Here is a 17932-nt window from a genome sequence, read left to right on the forward strand (position 1 = left end):
TCGTCAGCGTTGGGACCATCAAGCGAAGCGCCGATGGGGGTGGGGGCCAAAACTTAAGCCGCCGAACCCACCGCCTGCGAAATATGCGTCAGGCCATCGGCGTGCAGGCGCTGCACCAGATCGCGCTTGATCTCATCAATCAGCCCCGGCCCCTTATAGACCAGCGCCGAATAGAGCTGCACCAGCGATGCCCCGGCGCGGATCTTGGCGTAAGCATCAGCGCCTGAGGCAATGCCGCCCGCCCCGATCAGGGTCAGCCGCCCCGCCGCCACCTTATAGGCGCTACGTAAGGCCGAGGTCGAAAGACCGAACAGCGGCGCACCCGACAGCCCGCCCGTTTCCGTCGCAAGGTCAGAGCGCAGAGACACCGGCCGCTCGATCGTGGTGTTGGAGACGATCAGCGCATCGAGCCCGTGCGCAATAGTCGCTTCGACCGCATCGGCGATTTCTTCCTCGCTGAGGTCAGGCGCGATCTTGAGGAAAATCGGATAGTTGTTGCCCGTCACCCGCACCAGATCGGCGCGCGTCGTCGCAATCTGCCCCAGCAGCTCATCGAGGTGCGCCCGCCCCTGCAAGGCGCGCAGGCCCGGCGTGTTGGGCGAGGAGATGTTGGCGGTAAAATAGGACGACAGGCCCCACAGGCGTTTCAGTCCCGTGACGTAGTCCGCCATGCGATCCGTGGCGTCCTTATTGGCCCCGATATTGGCCCCCAGCACCGGCGCCGAGGCGCGGCCCTGATAGCGCTCCAGATGGCTGGCAAAGACTTCAAGCCCCTTGTTGTTGAAGCCCATACGGTTGATTACCGCCTCGTCTTCACTGAGGCGGAACAGACGCGGGCGCGGATTCCCGGCCTGCGGCAGGGGCGTCACCGTACCACATTCGACAAAGCCAAACCCGGCGCGGCTCATGGCCAGCGGCACATCGGCATTCTTGTCAAACCCGGCGGCCAGGCCAACGCAGTTGCGCACGGCCAGCGTCCCGCCCTTAAAAGCGATGTCCGTGCGCAGCTCCGGCGGATCATAGCTGGAGCGCGGCCCTAAATTAAGTATCTGGCCCGATTTCAGCGCCAGAATCGTCGCCGCATGGGCGTCTTCGGCCTCCAGAAGATGCAGCGGTTTCAGCGCCAGCCGGTAGAGGTCCATCACTCGCCCCCGATCAGGTCTTTGGGCTTTAGCAGGTCATCGAAGATCGGGCGACCGGCCACATCGACCGTAAACACCGTTGCGGCGGCCGTCGGATATGAGCCGCGCGCCCGGTCGATATCGACCTGTGACGCCGCCCCTTCGGTCATGTAGTCGAGCACTAAATACTGGATACCCGGATTGTGCCCGATGATCAGCAGGCAATCGCCCGCCCCTTCGTGCGCTTCGACCAGACGGCGCAGGTCGGACGCGCCCATATTGAACATGTCGTCACGCACCTCACCGGCGATGTCACCCAGCACGCCTTTGACCGCCTCAAAGGTCTGGTGCGTGCGGTGGGCGGCGGAGACCAGCGCGTAGTCAGGTTTGACGCCGCGCGCTTTCAGCGCTTCGGCGACGGCGGCGGCCTCGCGCAAGCCGCGCTGCATCAGATTGCGCTCGAAATCCTCGCCCGAGGCGCTGTCCTTTTCGGCCTTGCCGTGGCGCATGACGATCAGGTGTTTCATCATGAGTCGTGTTCCTTGTTCTGGCCCGCTTATGGACGCGAAAGCCGTCGCGGTTCAAGCCATATTCGCGGTGTTTGGCGCTGGCGTTGATCACCGGCCCTCCCTCCTCCCCACGGCTTGCCGTAGGGAGGAGACAACGCGCACCTCTCCTCACCCAGCCTTCGGCACCGGGAGCAGACAAACGCTGCCGCGAGCGCGAATTACTCCGCGATAAAGCCACCGGTCTGGCGGGCCCACAGGCGGGCATAGAGGCCCTGCGCCGCCAGAAGCTCCGCATGGGTGCCGGTTTCAATAATCCGCCCCTCTTCCAACACCACCAGCCGGTCCATCCGAGCGATAGTGGAAAGCCTGTGCGCGATGGCGATGACCGTCTTGTCGGCCATAAGTTCGATCAGGCTGTCCTGAATGGCGGCTTCGACCTCGGAATCGAGCGCCGCCGTGGCTTCGTCCATGATCAGGATGGGGGCGTTTTTGAGCAGGACGCGGGCGATGGCGATGCGCTGTCTCTGCCCCCCGGACAGCTTGACGCCGCGCTCGCCCACATGGGCATCAAGGCCGGAGCGACCCTTATTGTCGCGCAGGTCGGGGATGAAGTCCCAGGCGTGGGCGCGGCGGGCGGCTTCGATGATCTCTTCATCAGAGGCCCCTGGCCGGCCATAGGCAATATTGGCGCGGATCGAGCGGTGCAGCAAAGACGTATCCTGCGTCACCATGCCGATATGGGCGCGAAGGGAGTCCTGCATGACGTGCGCAATGTCCTGCCCGTCGATCCGGATGTGGCCTTCGCTGAGGTCGTAGAGGCGCAGGAAGACATTGACCAGCGTCGATTTGCCCGCGCCGGACGGCCCGACCAGCCCGATCTTTTCGCCCGGCGCGATGGTCAGGTCGATGCCATTCAGCGCCGGTTTGCCTTCGGCGTAATTGAAGCGGATGCGGTCAAATTGCACCTCTCCCGTCGTGACGCTCAGCGCTTTGGCGTCCGGGGCGTCGCTGACGCTGTGGGCTCTGGCGATGGTCTCGATGCCGTTCTGCACCGTGCCGATGTTTTCAAACAGGCTGGTGACCTGAAACATCACCCAGCCGGACATGTTGAGCACGCGCTGCGTCAAGGCGCCGACCAGGGCGATGGCCCCGACGGTGATCAGCCCCTGCCCCCACAGCCACACGGCCAGCACGCCGGTCGAAAGCAGAAGGGCGGCATTGAGACAGGCCACAAGGATATCCAGCCGCGTGATCAGGCGCTGTTGCTGCTGCCATTTGGCCGTATTGTCTTCCAGCGCCTCACGAACATAGGCGTCTTCGCGCGACGGGTCGGCGAACAGCTTGACAGTCTGGATATTGGTGTAGCTATCGACCACGCGACCGACCAGCGCCGAACGGGCCTCGGAGGCCTGCTCAGAGGCGCTCGACAGCTTGGGCACAAAGCGCCAGCAGATCAGGCCATAGACGATCAGCCACAGGCTCAGCGGCACGATCAGGCGGATATCGGCCTGAAAGAACATGTAGAGGGCACTGGAGAAATAGACCAGCACGTAGAGGAAGGTATCGCACAGGGTAATCAAGGTGTTGCGCACGCTCGACGCGCTATCGACGACCTTGGACGCCACGCGACCGGCAAAGTCGTTGGAGAAAAAGCTCATCGACTGACGTACCACGTGACGGTGCGACTGCCAGCGGATCAGGGCCGGGAAGTTGGTCGTCACCCCCTGTTGCAGCAGCAGCGACTGGATTAGCACCAGCAGCGGCCAGCCAAGACCTAACAACAGCAGCATGGCGATAAAATAGTGCCCGTGCTGCGCCCAAAGCTGCGACGGCTTTGTGGTGTTGAGAATATCCACTATGTCGGCGATGAAGCGGAAGATCATCACCTCGGTCAGGGTGACCAAGAGGCCCGCCGCCAGCACGCCGGCAAAGGCGGGCCAGGTCTGACGCAGATAGACGAGGAAATAGGGCACGATCGACGCCGGCGGCGTCGTTTCCGGATAGGGCCGGAACGGGTCGATCAGGCGCTCAAAACGGCGAAACAGGGCGGTCAGCATGGCACAGCTTTCGGATGGGGCCGCACGCATGGCAGCCGCGCCGGTCAGGAGGCGTCAGTAGCCGAAAGCGGCGGATCGTGTCATGCTCAAAAAGATGAAAACGGAGGTTCCATGCCCAATACGCTTCTGATCCTGTGGCCGATGGGCGCACTGGCCGCCCTCACCTTTGTCATGCTGAGCGGTATCCTGATCACGCGGATTGCCGCAGCAAAGGCCGGACAGGTGACGCCGCGCGACTTTGCCTTTGGCGAAAGCGAGCGGGTGCCGAAGCAGAGCCGCCTGATCAGCCGCAACTATTCGAGCCTGTTTGAACTGCCGGTGCTGTTCTATGTGATTTGCGTGTTGCTGTTTGTCACGAAAACGGTCAGCGATGTGCAACTGATACTGGCCTGGGCCTATGTGGGCTTACGTATCCTCCACAGCCTGATCCATGTTACGATCAACCACATCCTCTTCCGCTTGCTGGCCTTTGCGGGGTCGGTGACGGTGCTTCTGACGATGTGGGTGCTGTTTTTTGTGCGGCTTGCCTGAACCTATACCTCCCCGGCATAGCCAAGGAGGTATAAGAACGTTTAGCTCAGCAAGGCCGCCGGGGCGCAGGCGTTGAATGACAGCCACACCTTTTCGTCCCAGGTGAAGTCTTCCTGATCCCAGCGCGTCAGGTTGGAGCGCAAGACCTTGACCATGCGGCCGCTTTCCAGCTCGACCTCATAGACCGTTTCCGACCCCAGATAGGTCATCAGGCGGATAGTCCCGGCGACGATGTTATAGCCTTCCGGGGCGTCTTCCATCTTGGTCGGCTTGTGATCGAACTTCTCAATCTCGATCTTTTCCGGACGCAGCGCCGCCCACACGGTTGCCCCGGTCGCGCCGGTCACCCCGTGGTCGAGATAGATGGGGCCGATGTCACGGCTGTTGATGATGGCGTGGTCCGGCTCATCGACGTCGAGCGTGCCTTCAAACAGGTTCACGCTGCCGATAAAGTCGGCGACAAAGCGCGAATTGGGGAACTCATAGAGGTCAAAGGGCGTGGCCACCTGTTGCAGCAGGCCGCGGTTCATCACGGCGCAGCGCGTGGCCATGGCCAGCGCCTCGTCCTGATCGTGGGTGACCATGATGAAGGTGATGCCGACCTTCTCTTGCAAAAGCGCCAGTTCGGTGCGCATGGCGTCGCGCAGCTTGGCATCGAGCGCCGACAGGGGCTCATCGAGCAGCAGAACGCGGGGCTTTTTGACCAGCGCGCGGGCCAGCGCCACGCGCTGCCGCTGACCGCCCGACATCTGGTCGGGCTTACGCTCGCCGAAGCCACCGAGCTTGACCAGCTCCAGCGCTTCCTCGGCACGCTGACGGCGCTCAGCGAGCGGTACGCCGTCCATCTTCAGGCCATAGGCGACGTTATCGAGCACGCTCATGTGCGGGAAGACGGCGTAGGACTGAAACACCATGTTCACCGGGCGCTTGTTCGGCGGTGTGGTCGAAACGTCCTTGCCGTCGATCAGGATACGGCCCTCAGACGGCATCTCAAACCCGGCCAGCATACGCAACAGCGTGGTCTTGCCGCAGCCCGACGGACCGAGCAGGGAGAAAAATTCGCCCTCCTTGATGTCAAGCGACACATTGTCCACGGCGGTATTCTTGCCAAAGCGCTTGGAGACGTTCTCGAAGCTGATGATGGTCTTCTCTTCGGACATCAGTATGTCTCCGTCACTTCTTTTCGGGGCCGTGGCCGGCGGTCAGGGCGCTGGTCCCCTGGAATTTCAAGGCGAGGAAGGTGAGCAGGACCGTCACCACGATCAGTATGGTTGAGGCGGCGTTGACCTCAGGCGTCACCGAGAAGCGCACCATCGAATAGATCTTCACCGGGAAGGTCACAGTGTCGGGTCCGGAGGTGAAGAAGGTGATGACGAAATCATCAAGCGACAGGGTGAAGGCCAGAAGGGCGCCGGCGATCAGCGACGGCTGGATATGCGGCACCAGCACGTCCATCAGGGTGCGCCATTCGCTGGCCCCCAGATCCTTGGCGGCCTCCTCAAGCTCACGGTTGAACGAGGCGAGACGTGCGCGCACCACCACCGCCACGAAGGGGAAGCTGAACGAGACGTGGGCGATGATGATGGCCCCCAGATTGAGCGGCCACGGCAAACCCTGCGGCCAGGGGAAGATTTTGGCGAAGAAGACCAGCATACCGACGCCCATGCAGATTTCCGGCACCACGATGGGGATGGCCATGCCCGCGTCGAAGGCCGTGCGGCCGGCAAAACGGAACCGCCACAGGGCAATCGCCGCCATGGCCCCCACGATCACCGAAATAACGGTCGAGAACAGCGCGATGACGATGGAGTTGGTAAAGGCCTCGATCAAACTCGAATTGGTCAGAGCCTTGGCATAGTAGTTCAGCGTGAAGCCTTGCCATACGACGTTACGCTTTGAGTCATTGAAAGAGAACACCATCAGCGAGATCAGCGGCGCGTACAGGAAGACGGTCACCGCGATCAGCCAGGCCTGAATGGGCCAGCGGCGCATATAGTCCAGGGGACCGGGACGCTCCTTCACAGGACGCTCTTTTTCCACCGGCGTGGCCCTGACGGAAGCTGAGTCGCTCATGCCATCCCCCGCTTCTTCGCCGAGCTGTCGAGCAGGCCCTGAATGGCGATACCGATAAAGGTCAGATAGACCAGAATGAAGCACAGGGCCGCGCCAAACGGCCAGTTATTGGCGCGCTTGAACTGGCTTTCGATCACGTTGGCGATCATCTGCGAGTCCGTGCCGCCCAGAAGGTCGGGCGTCAGATAGGCTCCCAGCGCCGGGATAAAGGTGATTAGCACGCCCGACGCTATCCCCGCCCCGGCCAGCGGGATGACGATGGAGAACATGGTGCGGATATGACCGGCCCCCAGATCAAGCGAGGCTTCCAGCAGTGAACGGTCCAGCCGGTCGAGCGTCGAGTAGAGCGGCAGGATCATGAACGGCAGATGCACATAGACCAGACCCAGCACCACGGCGAAGTTATTATAGAGCAACTCCAGCGGCTGAAACGTGCCCAGCGGCTGAAGCCCGATCAGGGTCATCAGGCCCGACGCATTCTCCCACAGAAACCGATAGGTCTGATTGACATAGCCCTCGCTGCGCAGGACCGCGATCAGGGCGTAGGTGCGGATCAGCAGATTGGTCCAGAAGGGCAGCATGACCAGCAGTAAAAGCCACGGCTTCCACTTGTCGGGCGAAAAGGTGATGGCCAGCGCCACCGGAAAGCCGATCACCACACAGAGGAAGGTGGTCAGGGCCGCCACCCACAGGGACTTGACGAAGATGCCGAGGTAGAGCGGCTCCAACGCCTTGGCGTAGTTGCTCCACGTCCCCGTGAAGGCAATGTCGATCAGGCCGCGGTTTTCACCGAAGCTGTAGAGCCAGACGATCCCCAGCGGCACGAAGAAGAAGAAGACCAGCCAGATGAGCGGTGCGCTCATCAGGGCGGCAAAAAGTCCCTTGGCCTGACGCCAGCTCTGTTCCATAGGCAGTCCCCTTTGCACACACAAAAGCCGAACCGCCGCAGATGCGGGCACCTGCGGCGGTTATGGGTATCAGGCGGCCTTGATCTTGGTCATGGCGTCTTCATAAACTTGCGCCTTGGACGCGTCGAAGGCCGCGTATTCGCAGCGCGCCAGTTCTTCGGCTGTCGGGAAGATGATGGGGTTGTTCTTGTAGCTGTCCGGCATCAGCGCCTTGGCGGCGGCATTGGTCGTCGGATAGAGGATGGTCTCAAAAATGTGCTTCGAGGCCTGCGCATCCATCATGTAGTTGATGAACTTGTGCGCATTGTCCGGACGCGCCGAATCCTTGGGGATGCACCAGTTGTCCGAATTGAGCTGCGAGCCTTCCTTGGGGATGATGAAGTCGATATCGTCGTCCTCGGTCTTCACCTGAGCGATGTCGCCATTGTATTCGAGGACCAGATCGACCTCCTTCGACAACAGCATGTCCTGACCATTGTCTTCGTGGAAGGCCTTGATATTGGGCTTCTGCTTGATCAGCATGGCGGTGACCTTGTCGATGGTCGCCTGATCGAGGCCGTTGACCGAGTGGCCGAGATATTTGGCTCCCAGGCGGATCATATCGCCCGCCTCAGACAATACGGCGATCTTGCCCTTGAACTGGTCGGAATCGAACAGATACTTCCACGAATCCGGCTTGAAGCCCGCCGGCATTTTCGACTTGCGATAGCCGATACCCAGCACCAGCCAGGTATAGGGGGCCGACCATTTGCGGCCCGGATCATAGGGCACATCCATGAAGGCCGGGTCGATATTCTTTAGGTTGGGCAGCTTGGTGTGATCGAGCGGCAGCAGCAGATCGGCCTGCGACAGACGCTCCACGAAGTCGTTGGACGGGACGATAACATCGAAGCCGGAATTACCGGTCTTCATCTTGGCAAACAACTCGTCATTGGTGGCAAAGATCGACATGTTGACGTCGATACCGGCGGCCTTCTTGAAGTCGGCCAGCGTATGGGTGCCGATATAGGTGTCCCAGTTGTAGAAGTTCAGCTTGTTGCCTTCGCCGCCAGAGGTGCTGGCCCCCTGCGAACAGGCCGACAGGCCGCCGAAACTGATGCCCACCGCCGCGGCCCCAAGACCTTGCAGCAAGGAACGACGCGATGCCCCAAAACTTTTCATATGGCGCGATGAACTCATGTCCGGTCTCCTTCGGTTTCGGCCCGTCGGTGCAGGACGGGGCGGGGTGCGTAAACCTCAGTGCGAAGACCTATCCAGCCCCGCCTGAATATGAAGATAAGTTAACAGAATACGGGATTGGGTTTCTGTCAACCGGCAACTGTGATCACGTTCGCAAATGCGTCATATTTCTTGCCGCCCGCACGTCTCAGGCGTTTCTTAAGTACCAGTCGTAGTCCAGTTCGGTGATTTCCTCGAAGAAACGCGCCTGTTCGGTCTTTTTGACCTTCACATACATGTCGATGAAACGTTCCCCCAGATAGTCGCGCAGCACCTGAGACCGGTCGAGATAATCGACCGCGGCAAACCAGTTGGTAGGCAGCGTCGCGCCGGTTTCGGCGGCCACCGCATAGCCATTGCCGACCACGGCGGGGCCGGGGTCGATCTTCTGCGTCAGGCCGTGGTGGGCGCAGGCCAGGATGGCTGCCAGCACCAGATAGGGGTTGCCATCGGCCCCGGCGACGCGGTGTTCGACGTGGCGCGTATGTGCGGGACCAGCGGTGACGCGCAAAGACACGGTGCGGTTATTGACACCCCAGGTCAGCCCTACCGGGGCGTAGGAATTGGCCTTGAAGCGCTTATAGCTGTTGGCCCCCGGCGCAAGGATACCCATGCAGTCGGCCAGATGATCCTTCATGCCGCCGATCATGTGCTTGAGCAGGGGCGAGCCTTCCGGATGGGCGTCGGCACAGAGGTTTTTGCCGTCCTTATCCGCCACCGAGACGTGGACGTGGAAGCCGGAGCCTGCGCGATCGGCCCACGGCTTGGCCATAAAGGTCGCTTCGATGCCGAGGCTGAGCGCCACACCCTTGGCCATGCGCTTATAGAGCACGGCATCGTCGGCGGCGCGCAGCGCGTCCGGCTTGTGCTTCAGGGTCAGTTCGACCTGACCGGGGGCAAATTCGGAAATCGCCCCTTCCAGCGGAATGTTCATCACATCCGCTGTCTCCCACAGGGTGCGGAAGAATTCACCGTGCGCTTCGACTTCGGGCAGGCCATAGACCTGAATCCCCTTGGGCGTCTGGCCCGTATTGAAGCCGGCGGCAGGCACCAACTCGCCGTTGTGTCCCCGCTCGATATCGACGAGGTAATATTCCAGCTCGCAGGCCACCACCGGCGTCAGGCCATCTGCCTTATAGCGGTCAAGTACCCGTTGCAGGACATGGCGCGGATCGAGGTCGTTGGGCGTGCCATCCAGTTCATAGAGCGAGAGCATCACCTGCCCCACATCGTCCCCCAGCCACGGCGCGGGCGTCAGCGTGCCCGGCACCGGTCGCGCCACGCGATCGGCGTCGCCGTCTTCCCAGACGAGACCCGTCTCTTCGCAATCTGCCCCCAGCGTATCGACCACCAGAATCGAACCTGGCAGGAAGCGGCCGTATTCGTAGATGGGCAACAACTCATGACGGCGCAGACGCTTGCCGCGCGGCACCCCGGTCATCGAGGTGAACAGGATCTCGAAGTAGTTGATATGCGGGTGGGCCTCCAGAAAGGCCTTAGCTTCATCAACGGTGGCGACCATGGGGTGTGGCGGTAAAGACATGTTCGATCCTTCGTGCTCCCCCAGCGGGCTGGAGGAGGTGGCATTTGCGCAGCAAATGACGGAGGGGGGCTACTGGCTTGACATACGGGTCAGAAGCCCCCTCACCTCCACATCTGGCTTGCCTGCGGCAATCTCGTGCGGTCCCAGCAAGCTGGGGAGGTCGGTTTAAAAACGCGTGTACTCAGTGATAAACCCTTCCACCGCCGCCACGAGGCGGTCAATGGCCTCCGGTGGGGTTTTGGGCGAAATCAGCATCATATTATGGAAGGGCGCGATCAGCACCCCGCGATTGATCAGATAGAGGTGCAGGGCCTCCAGCAGGTGCGGGTCCAGAGCGCGGCGCATTTCGGCAGCGTTTTGCGGTTCAGGCGCGGCAAAGACCAGCTCGGCCCGCGCGCCCACATGCACCACCGACCACGGCACCTGATGCTGCGCAATCACAGCCCGCAGTTTGGCCACAAGGCTTTCGGCCCCGGCCTGCATCCAGGCATAGGCGTCCGGGGTCATGACCTCGCTCAGCATGGCCTTCATGCCCGCGATAGCCAGCGCGTTGCCGGACAAGGTGGTGCCTATGCCGGACGAACCCGGCCCGATGGCGGCCTGAGCGGCGTCCATGCGCGCGGCGACCTCGGCCGTCACGCCCCACACGGCGGCCGGCACGCCTCCGGCAATGGCCTTGCCTACGGTCAGGACGTCGGCGCGCAGACCGTGTTCGCGCACATAGCCGCCAAAGCCCGACGACAGGGTATGCGTCTCATCGTAAACCAGCAGCGTGCCCGTCTCGTCACACAGGGTGCGCAGGCGCTCATGATAGCCCTCAATCGGCAGGATCATGCCGCAATTGGTCATGACGGGTTCGAGCATGACGGCGGCGATCTCACCGGTGCGCAACGCCGCTTCCAGCGCCGCCAGGTCGTTAAACGGCACGACGACGCTGTGCTGCGTCAGGTCGGCGACCTGCCCGATCAGACCGGTTTTATGAACAACCTGCCCGTCCTTCAGCACCACAAAGGCGTCATCGACCATGCCGTGATAGGCCCCGTCGATAAACAGGATTTTGGCGCGACGAGTGATGGCCCGCGCCCAGCGGATGACGGCGCGATTTGCGTCCGATGCTGTCGTCGCGCACTGCCACACCGGCAGGCCGAAACGATCTTTCAGAAGCTGCCCCACCTCAAGGCTGGAGCGGGTCGGCAGCATGAAGCCCACCCCCTGCCCGGCCTGCGCGGCGATGGCGCGTTGCAGTTCCTCGCGCCCATGGCCGAACATGGACGGGGTGTCGCCCAGACAGAAGTCGTCATAGGCGTGGCCGTCGACGTCCCACAGGGTGGCGTCCTTTGCCCGCTCAGCATAGAGCGGCACGGGCGAGGCCCAGTCGTGCATCCAGTGCATCGGCACGCCGCCGCGCCACACGCCCTTGGCCGCTTCGGCCAGAGCGACCGTTTTCGGATGGGTCGCGGTGAACAGGCGCTTTTGTTCGGCGAGGCAGTCAGACAGAGACGTCAACCCAGCCCCCCGAAGCTGATGAACTTGGTCTCCAGAAATTCCTCAAGGCCTTCGACCGCGCCTTCACGGCCCAGACCCGATTCCTTGACCCCGCCAAAGGGCGCGACCTCGGTGGACATGACTCCGTCATTGAGGCCGACCATGCCCGCCTCAATGGCCCGCGTGACGCGCCAGCCGCGCTTGATGTCCGTCGTGAAAGCATAGGCCGCCAGACCGAACGGCGTGTCGTTGGCCAGAGCGATGCCTTCGTCTTCGGTGTCGAACGGATAGAGCGCCGCCACCGGGCCGAAGATTTCCTCATCGAACATGCGGGCCTCACGCGGCACGTGGGTCAGGATGGTCGCCGGGAAGTACAACGGCCCCTGAGTCTCATCGACCTTACCGCCCAGCACGACCTTAGCGCCCTTCGCCACCGCGTCGTCAACCAGTTGCGTCACCTTGGTCGCCGCCTTCTGATTGATCAGCGGCCCAAGGCCTGTGCCCTCTTCCCAGCCCGGCCCGAGTTGCAGACGTTTGGCTTCGGCGGTCAGACGTTCGACAAAGGCGTCATAGATGCCGCGCTGCACGAAGATGCGGTTGGCGCAGACGCAGGTTTGCCCCGAATTGCGGAACTTCGACAGGGCCGTCGCCGGGACCGCGATATCGAGGTCGGCGTCGTCAAACACCACCACCGGCGCATTGCCGCCCAGCTCCAGCGAGATCTTCTTGATGGTAGAGGCGCACTGTTCATAGAGCTTCTTGCCGACCGGCGTGGACCCCGTGAAGGAGAACTTTTTGATGCGCGGATCGGTGGTCAGGACCTGCCCCACCTCGGCGCCGCTAGCCGCCGTCACAATGTGGATCAGGCCTTCGGGCACCCCGGCCCTGTCGGCCAGTTGCTTCAGCGCCAGCGCGCTCAGCGGCGTGTCTTCGGCGGGTTTCAGCACCGCGGCGCACCCGGCGGCCAGCGCCGGCCCCAGCTTGCGCGTAATCATCGACAGGGGGAAGTTCCACGGGGTCACGGCGCCGACCACGCCAACCGGCTGCCGGATCGTCAGCAATTGTTTGCCCGTCACCGGGGCCGGGATGGTGCGGCCATAGGCGCGCTTGCCCTCTTCGGCGAACCATTCGATGAAGGCCGCCGCATAGGCCACTTCGCCGCGCGCTTCTTTGATCGCCCGACCCTGTTCCAGCGACACCAGAAGGCCCAGCGCCTCCTGATTCTGCATCAGCAGATCGTGCCATTTTTCCAGAATCTTGGCACGTTCCTTGGCGGTCTTGGCGGCCCATTCGGACATGGCGGCCTGAGCGGCGGCGATGGCGGCCTCGGTCTCTTTCGCCCCCATATCGCGCACATAGGCCAGCACCTCGCCGGTCGAAGGGTTGTAGGAGGCAAACGCCTTATAGGCGGGCGGCGTCTGGCTGATGGCGTCGCCGAGGATGTCGAGAATGGCGGGGGTGAGTTTCATGGCTTTATACCGTATAGCTGATCGAGACGGACTTCAGATCGGCATACTTATATAGGGCGTGCAGGCTGCGATCGCGACCAAAGCCCGACTGTTTAAAGCCGCCGAAGGGCAGCGTAATGTCGCAGGCGTCCCAGCCATTGACCCAGACCAGCCCGGCCTTGAGCTGTTTCGCCGCCCGCATGGCGCGCCCGACATCCGCCGTCCACACCCCGGCGGCCAGCCCATAGACGGTATCGTTGGCCAGTCGCAAGGCCTCGGCTTCGCCCTCAAAGGTCAGGACCGACAGGACCGGCCCGAACACCTCTTCGCGGGCCAGCACATTGTCCGGCGTGATGCCGTCAATCAGCGTCGGCTCGACATAGAAGCCGCCGGTGTCGCGCCTGACCCGGCCGCCACCCAGCCGCAGCGTGCCGCCCCCCGCCTGCCCCTTGGCGATATAGTCGAGCGCCGTGTTCATCTGACGCTCGGAAATCATCGCCCCGAAGGCGGTTTGCGGATCGAAAGGATCGCCGACCGTGATGGTCTTGGCCACCGCGATCACCTTTTCAAGGAAGGCGTCCTTGATAGAGGCTTCGACGAATAGACGCGAGGCCGCCGTGCACACCTGACCCTGATTGTAGAAGACGCCCCAGGCGGCGTTCTGGGCTGCCGCTTCAAGGTCGGGGCAGTCGGCAAAGACGATCTGAGGCGACTTACCCCCTAATTCCAGCGAGACGCGCTTTAGGTTCGACTCGGCCGACGCCTTCATCAGTTGCCGCCCCACCGGGCCCGACCCGGTAAAGGCGATCATATCGACCTCCATATGGCGGGCCAGCGCGTCCCCGGCCTCATGGCCGAAGCCGGTTACCACATTGAACACCCCGGCGGGCAGTCCGGCCTCGATGGCCAGCGCCGCCACATAGAGCGCCGTCAGGGACGACAGCTCGGCGGGTTTGAGCACCACCGAATTGCCCATGGCCAGCGCCGGGGCGACCTTCCACATGGCCATGTGCAGCGGGAAGTTCCACGGCACAATGGCCCCGATCACCCCCAGCGGCTCGTGTTCGGCATAGGAGAAACGGCCCTGCGGGGCGGGTGCCACCTCGCCATAGATCTTGTCGAGCGCCTCGGCGTAGTAACGCACGCTGTTGATGGCCAGAGGGATATCGACGGCGCGCGCATCGCGGATCGGCTTGCCCGTATCAAGACATTCGAGCAGGGCCAGAGTCTCCGCGTGCGCCGTCATCAGATCGGCCAGGGCGTGCAGCACCTTTTTCTTGGCCTTTGGGGCAAGGTGGTGCCAGCGCCCGTCTTCAAAGGCCTGACGCGCCGCGCGCACCGCCGCATCAACATCGGCGGCGTCACAGGCGGGCAGCCGGTTGATAAGGCTATGGTCGCGCGGAGTATGATTATCGAAGGTGCGACCGGACGCCGCCGCCGTCCATTGCCCGTCGAGAAAGGCCTTGTCGGGCTTGTACACGACTTTCAGGGCTTCAAGCACCCCGGACAGGTCGGCAGCAGACGTGGCAATCGGCGCGGGCAGCATGGCAAAACCTCCGGCAATTTGTGATCACAAATGGAACATGGCGCAAACGCAGTCGTCAAGCCTTAATCTCCCGCCTGCGGCGCAGCCGTGGGAGGGGGACCATCCGCGAAGCGCAGGGACAGCGGATGTTGGGAGCCGGTGACTCGGAGACGTCAACAGCCGCGTCCCTTGTCACCTTCGCTGGTCTTGCCCCCATGCCGTCGGCACAGGGAGAAGAAAAGGTTTACCTCTTCAACGCCTCCAGCATCAGCTCCATGCCCTCGTGCACGTCGTCCGACATATGCTGACGCACGGCCGCGGCATCGCCGGATTCAAAGGCGCGGATCAGTTCCTGATGGTGGTCCTGCGGCAGTTGCACGGTCCCTAGCCGCCCGAAGACCACACGCATGAACGGCCCCGATTGCAGCCACAGCGTCTTGGCCATATCGAGAAACAGATCCGCCTGCGCCAGCCTGTAGATGCGGAAATGAAAGGCGTGGTTGGCCTGCATATAGCCATCGACATCGCCCTTGGTCAGCGCCGCCATCAGGCGCTGATCGTCGGCTTTCAGCTCGGCAATCGTGTCCCTCGTCATCGCCGCCACGGCGCGGAAGGCCAGTTCCGGCTCAACCCACTGGCGCGCCATCATCAACTGTTTCAGGCGGTCTTCGGATAGGGAGGGCACACGCAGGCGCTTATTCGATGGCTGAAGCTCAAGCGCCTTCTGCGCGATCAGGCGGCGCACCGCCTCACGCACCGGCATGGGGCTAACGCCCAGCCCGCTGGCCAGGGTGCGCAAACTGACCGACTTCCCCGGCGGAATCTGCCCCTGAATCAGCAGGGTGGCCAGCGCCTCATAGACCTGATCATGGACAGAGGCGTCCTCGTCACGCCCATCGAACCCACCGCTTAGGGCGTTGGGCGTAAAGACGTTCAGCGCCGGAAAGGTCATAGAGACGGCCTCGAAAATGTGATCACAAAACAGCGGACGAGCGCACAAAAGGACTGGCAGAGCTGTGTATAGCCTGTAAGCTGTGGACGGACAATTGAAATGCCTGTTGTTTAAGGGAGACCCGGCCATGGACTCGTCTGATCATTTCCCCTCACCCGACGCGCTAAGTTCGTTCTGGATGCCCTTCACGCCCAACCGGGCCTTCAAATCCGGGCGGCACAAACTGCTGGTCGAAGCCGACGGCATGTATTACCGCAGCCACGACGGCCGCGAGATTCTGGACTCCACGGCAGGCCTTTGGTGCTCTAATGCCGGGCATAATCGTCCCAAAATCACGGCGGCCATTCAAAAGCAGGCGGCGGTGCTGGACTTCGCACCGACCTTCAACATCGCTCATCCGCTGGCGTTTGAATTTACCCACAAACTCAGCCACATCCTGCCCTACGACCTGAAAAAGGTCTTTCTGACCAATTCCGGTTCGGAGGCCGCCGATACGGCGCTGAAGATCGCCCTCGCCTATCATCGGATGCGCGGCAATGGTGCCAAGACGCGCCTGATCGGGCGTGAGCGCGCCTATCACGGCACGGGTTTTGGCGGCATCAGCGTCGGCGGCATCGTCAAGAACCGCATGCACTTCGGCACGCTGCTGACCGGGGTCGATCATCTGCCGCACACCCACTTGCCGCAGAATGTTTTTTCCAAAGGCGAGCCGGAACATGGGGCCGATCTGGCTGACGCGCTGGAACGGCTGGTGACGCTGCACGACGCCTCGACCATCGCCGCCGTGATTGTTGAGCCGGTGGCCGGTTCGACCGGCGTGCTGATCCCGCCGAAGGGCTATCTGAAACGGCTGCGCGAGATTTGCGACAAGCACGATATTTTGCTGATCTTTGACGAGGTGATTACCGGTTTCGGGCGGCTGGGGACGCCGTTTGCGGCGGACTATTTCGACGTGCGCCCGGACCTGATCTGCATGGCCAAGGGCATCACCAATGCCACCGTGCCGATGGGGGCCGTCGGCGTGTCGAACCGCATCTACGACACCTTCATGCAGGCCTCGGAAACCCCGATCGAGCTGTTCCACGGCTATACCTATTCCGGTCACCCGCTGGCCTGCGCCGCCGGGATTGCCACGCTGGAAACCTATGAAGAGGAAGGCCTGTTCGCACGCGCCGCCGAAATATCCCCCTATTGGCAGGACGCCGTCCATTCGTTGCGCGACGCGAAGCACGTCATCGACATCCGTAATCTGGGCCTGATCGCCGGGATCGAGCTGACGCCGCGCGAAGGGGCCCCCACGGCCCGCGCGCTGGAGGTCTTCGACCGCTGTTTCGAGGCGGGTCTGCTGATCCGCGTCACCGGCGACATCATCGCCATGTCACCGCCGCTGATCATCGAAAAGGCGCACATCGACTGCATCGTCGAAACCCTGCGCCGCGTGCTGGATCAGACGGCTTAGAGCCTCGTGATTTACATGCGAGCACCTCCCCTGATTTCAGGGGAGGGTGGCGCGTAGCGCCGGGTGGGGTTAAAGCAGCGGCGTTAACCCCACCGTCTTTGACGCCTAGGCGGCGTCAAATCCACCTCCCCTGAAATCAGGGGAGGTGCTATAGCGAGGTGTTGTTTTTACCTAAAATAATACTTCTCTAAATCACCGACACGATCAGCGCGAACAGACTAAAGATCGCGCAGCCCAGCACATTGACCCATCGCCCACCCAGCCTGCGCACGGTTGGCGCAAAGCGCGCGACCAGCAGGATCAGCACCAGCCAGATGGCCCACAGACCCTCCGGCTTACCCTCACCATTGAGGATCATCCCGCCCCACAGAAACAGGACCGACAGCAACCAGTAAAGCGGTGCGCAGATGACACCCGTCATGTGCCACAGGGCGGCGATCAGTGTTTTCATCAATGAGCCTCTGCTTTTACGGAATTCTTACGGAATCGCGCGGATATCCTTGCCTGAAATTTTGTATTCGCGCGCATTTGATTCCGAAAACCGTTTCACACTTTTCGGAATGCGCTCTAGCCTGTCAAACGGCCATAGTGTGCCGCACAATCGATCTGTTCAATTTCAAGGGGCGCGTCATGTTTAATCTGTCGGAACAGCTATCTGAGCTGCGGACCACCCTGATCGTCGTCGTCCTGATGGTCGCCGCAGCCATTATCGGTCTCGCCTGGGCCAGTATCGGCCTGTTCAACGCCCTGCAAATCTGGCTGGGGCCGATCTGGGGGCCGGTGGCGCTGGGCGGCGCGATGATCCTGCCGCTGATCTTGTATGTACTGGTCAAGCAGGCCGGCAAGCGCCGCCGCGAGGAACAGCAGGCCCTGCTCCGGGCCCAGACTCAGGCGGCCCACGCGCAGTCATCCATCGTGCATATCCAGCGCATCCTAGATGCCCTCAAAGGCCGCTCGCCCGTACTGGCCAGCGCCGCCGCTGTGGTCGCCGGGCTTCTGGCCTCGCGCTTCCCGTCGCTGCTGGCCATCGTGTCCGAGCTGATCTCGGCCTGGGGCGAAGACATGCGTCGCCGCGCCGCCGAACGCGACGACGACTGAGGCTT

The 17932-nt window shown here is 62.2% G+C and carries 16 protein-coding genes; 3 read left to right on the forward strand and 13 right to left on the reverse strand.

Annotated elements, in window-relative coordinates; all coding sequences use genetic code 11:
- Positions 1-53: 53 nt before the first annotated feature.
- The 3 genes from PQU94_RS06320 to PQU94_RS06330 all read right to left on the reverse strand — a co-directional run bounded on the left by PQU94_RS06320 (position 54) and on the right by PQU94_RS06330 (position 3717).
- Positions 54-1142: a quinone-dependent dihydroorotate dehydrogenase gene (locus PQU94_RS06320; RefSeq protein ID WP_272740624.1), complete on the reverse strand. Its 1089-nt coding sequence runs from the start codon at positions 1140-1142 to the stop codon at positions 54-56.
- A complete protein-coding gene (locus PQU94_RS06325) occupies positions 1142-1651 on the reverse strand; it encodes a SixA phosphatase family protein (protein WP_272740625.1) in 510 nt (169 codons plus the stop codon). The genes PQU94_RS06320 and PQU94_RS06325 overlap by 1 nt, the downstream gene beginning before the upstream one ends.
- Before the next feature lie 197 nt (positions 1652-1848).
- Positions 1849-3717, reverse strand: coding sequence for an ABC transporter ATP-binding protein (locus tag PQU94_RS06330; protein WP_272740626.1), 1869 nt, complete (start codon positions 3715-3717; stop codon positions 1849-1851).
- Positions 3718-3798: 81 nt separating this feature from the next.
- Between PQU94_RS06330 and PQU94_RS06335 the strand changes: the two genes are divergently transcribed.
- Positions 3799-4218: an MAPEG family protein gene (locus PQU94_RS06335; protein WP_272740627.1), complete on the forward strand. Its 420-nt coding sequence runs from the start codon at positions 3799-3801 to the stop codon at positions 4216-4218.
- Positions 4219-4259: 41 nt separating this feature from the next.
- Here the strand turns inward: PQU94_RS06335 and PQU94_RS06340 are convergent, their stop codons facing one another.
- The 9 genes from PQU94_RS06340 to PQU94_RS06380 all read right to left on the reverse strand — a co-directional run bounded on the left by PQU94_RS06340 (position 4260) and on the right by PQU94_RS06380 (position 15370).
- Positions 4260-5378 carry an ABC transporter ATP-binding protein gene (locus tag PQU94_RS06340; RefSeq protein WP_272740628.1) on the reverse strand — a complete coding sequence of 373 codons (1119 nt, stop codon included), beginning with the start codon at positions 5376-5378 and terminating at the stop codon, positions 4260-4262.
- A gap of 13 nt (positions 5379-5391) precedes the next feature.
- Entirely contained in the window at positions 5392-6291 is a 900-nt protein-coding gene (locus tag PQU94_RS06345; protein ID WP_438263735.1) for an ABC transporter permease, read from the reverse strand.
- A complete protein-coding gene (locus PQU94_RS06350; protein ID WP_272740629.1) occupies positions 6288-7199 on the reverse strand; it encodes an ABC transporter permease in 912 nt (303 codons plus the stop codon). Before PQU94_RS06350 ends, PQU94_RS06345 begins: the two co-directional genes overlap by 4 nt.
- A gap of 69 nt (positions 7200-7268) precedes the next feature.
- A complete protein-coding gene (locus tag PQU94_RS06355) occupies positions 7269-8378 on the reverse strand; it encodes an ABC transporter substrate-binding protein (RefSeq protein WP_272740630.1) in 1110 nt (369 codons plus the stop codon).
- Positions 8379-8565: 187 nt separating this feature from the next.
- Positions 8566-9939, reverse strand: a complete 1374-nt coding sequence (locus PQU94_RS06360) for a glutamine synthetase family protein (RefSeq protein WP_272740872.1) — start codon at positions 9937-9939, stop codon at positions 8566-8568.
- A gap of 186 nt (positions 9940-10125) precedes the next feature.
- On the reverse strand, positions 10126-11466 hold the full coding sequence (locus PQU94_RS06365; RefSeq protein ID WP_272740631.1) for an aspartate aminotransferase family protein: 1341 nt from the start codon (positions 11464-11466) through the stop codon (positions 10126-10128).
- A complete protein-coding gene (locus PQU94_RS06370; protein WP_272740632.1) occupies positions 11463-12914 on the reverse strand; it encodes an NAD-dependent succinate-semialdehyde dehydrogenase in 1452 nt (483 codons plus the stop codon). The genes PQU94_RS06365 and PQU94_RS06370 overlap by 4 nt, the downstream gene beginning before the upstream one ends.
- A gap of 4 nt (positions 12915-12918) precedes the next feature.
- Positions 12919-14439, reverse strand: coding sequence for an aldehyde dehydrogenase (locus PQU94_RS06375; RefSeq protein WP_272740633.1), 1521 nt, complete (start codon positions 14437-14439; stop codon positions 12919-12921).
- Between the two features lie 223 nt (positions 14440-14662).
- Positions 14663-15370, reverse strand: coding sequence for a GntR family transcriptional regulator (locus PQU94_RS06380; protein WP_272740634.1), 708 nt, complete (start codon positions 15368-15370; stop codon positions 14663-14665).
- 127 nt (positions 15371-15497) lie between these two features.
- On the opposite strand from PQU94_RS06380, the gene aptA reads away from it, so the two are divergent.
- Positions 15498-16829: an omega-aminotransferase AptA gene (gene aptA / locus PQU94_RS06385; protein WP_272740635.1), complete on the forward strand. Its 1332-nt coding sequence runs from the start codon at positions 15498-15500 to the stop codon at positions 16827-16829.
- A 187-nt stretch (positions 16830-17016) separates the two neighbouring features.
- Here the strand turns inward: aptA and PQU94_RS06390 are convergent, their stop codons facing one another.
- The gene (locus PQU94_RS06390; RefSeq protein WP_272740636.1) at positions 17017-17280 is read right to left on the reverse strand and encodes a hypothetical protein; all 264 of its coding nucleotides are present in this window, start codon (positions 17278-17280) and stop codon (positions 17017-17019) included.
- Between the two features lie 179 nt (positions 17281-17459).
- Here PQU94_RS06390 and PQU94_RS06395 point away from each other — a divergent pair, with 179 nt between their 5' ends.
- Positions 17460-17927 (forward strand): hypothetical protein, encoded by a 468-nt coding sequence (locus tag PQU94_RS06395; protein WP_272740637.1) that lies wholly within the window; start codon positions 17460-17462, stop codon positions 17925-17927.
- Positions 17928-17932: the final 5 nt, after the last annotated feature.

Source organism: Asticcacaulis currens, assembly GCF_028550395.1.
Lineage (GTDB): Bacteria > Pseudomonadota > Alphaproteobacteria > Caulobacterales > Caulobacteraceae > Asticcacaulis > Asticcacaulis currens.

Coding starts and splice junctions, on each gene's coding strand:
- PQU94_RS06320 (WP_272740624.1), bottom strand. CDS start 1,142: ATGGACCTCTACCGGCTGGCGCTGAAACCGCTGCATCTTCTGGAGGCC.
- PQU94_RS06325 (WP_272740625.1), bottom strand. CDS start 1,651: ATGATGAAACACCTGATCGTCATGCGCCACGGCAAGGCCGAAAAGGAC.
- PQU94_RS06330 (WP_272740626.1), bottom strand. CDS start 3,717: ATGCGTGCGGCCCCATCCGAAAGCTGTGCCATGCTGACCGCCCTGTTT.
- PQU94_RS06335 (WP_272740627.1), top strand. CDS start 3,799: ATGCCCAATACGCTTCTGATCCTGTGGCCGATGGGCGCACTGGCCGCC.
- PQU94_RS06340 (WP_272740628.1), bottom strand. CDS start 5,378: ATGTCCGAAGAGAAGACCATCATCAGCTTCGAGAACGTCTCCAAGCGC.
- PQU94_RS06345 (WP_438263735.1), bottom strand. CDS start 6,291: ATGAGCGACTCAGCTTCCGTCAGGGCCACGCCGGTGGAAAAAGAGCGT.
- PQU94_RS06350 (WP_272740629.1), bottom strand. CDS start 7,199: ATGGAACAGAGCTGGCGTCAGGCCAAGGGACTTTTTGCCGCCCTGATG.
- PQU94_RS06355 (WP_272740630.1), bottom strand. CDS start 8,378: ATGAGTTCATCGCGCCATATGAAAAGTTTTGGGGCATCGCGTCGTTCC.
- PQU94_RS06360 (WP_272740872.1), bottom strand. CDS start 9,939: ATGGTCGCCACCGTTGATGAAGCTAAGGCCTTTCTGGAGGCCCACCCG.
- PQU94_RS06370 (WP_272740632.1), bottom strand. CDS start 12,914: ATGAAACTCACCCCCGCCATTCTCGACATCCTCGGCGACGCCATCAGC.
- PQU94_RS06375 (WP_272740633.1), bottom strand. CDS start 14,439: ATGCTGCCCGCGCCGATTGCCACGTCTGCTGCCGACCTGTCCGGGGTG.
- PQU94_RS06380 (WP_272740634.1), bottom strand. CDS start 15,370: ATGACCTTTCCGGCGCTGAACGTCTTTACGCCCAACGCCCTAAGCGGT.
- aptA (WP_272740635.1), top strand. CDS start 15,498: ATGGACTCGTCTGATCATTTCCCCTCACCCGACGCGCTAAGTTCGTTC.
- PQU94_RS06390 (WP_272740636.1), bottom strand. CDS start 17,280: ATGAAAACACTGATCGCCGCCCTGTGGCACATGACGGGTGTCATCTGC.
- PQU94_RS06395 (WP_272740637.1), top strand. CDS start 17,460: ATGTTTAATCTGTCGGAACAGCTATCTGAGCTGCGGACCACCCTGATC.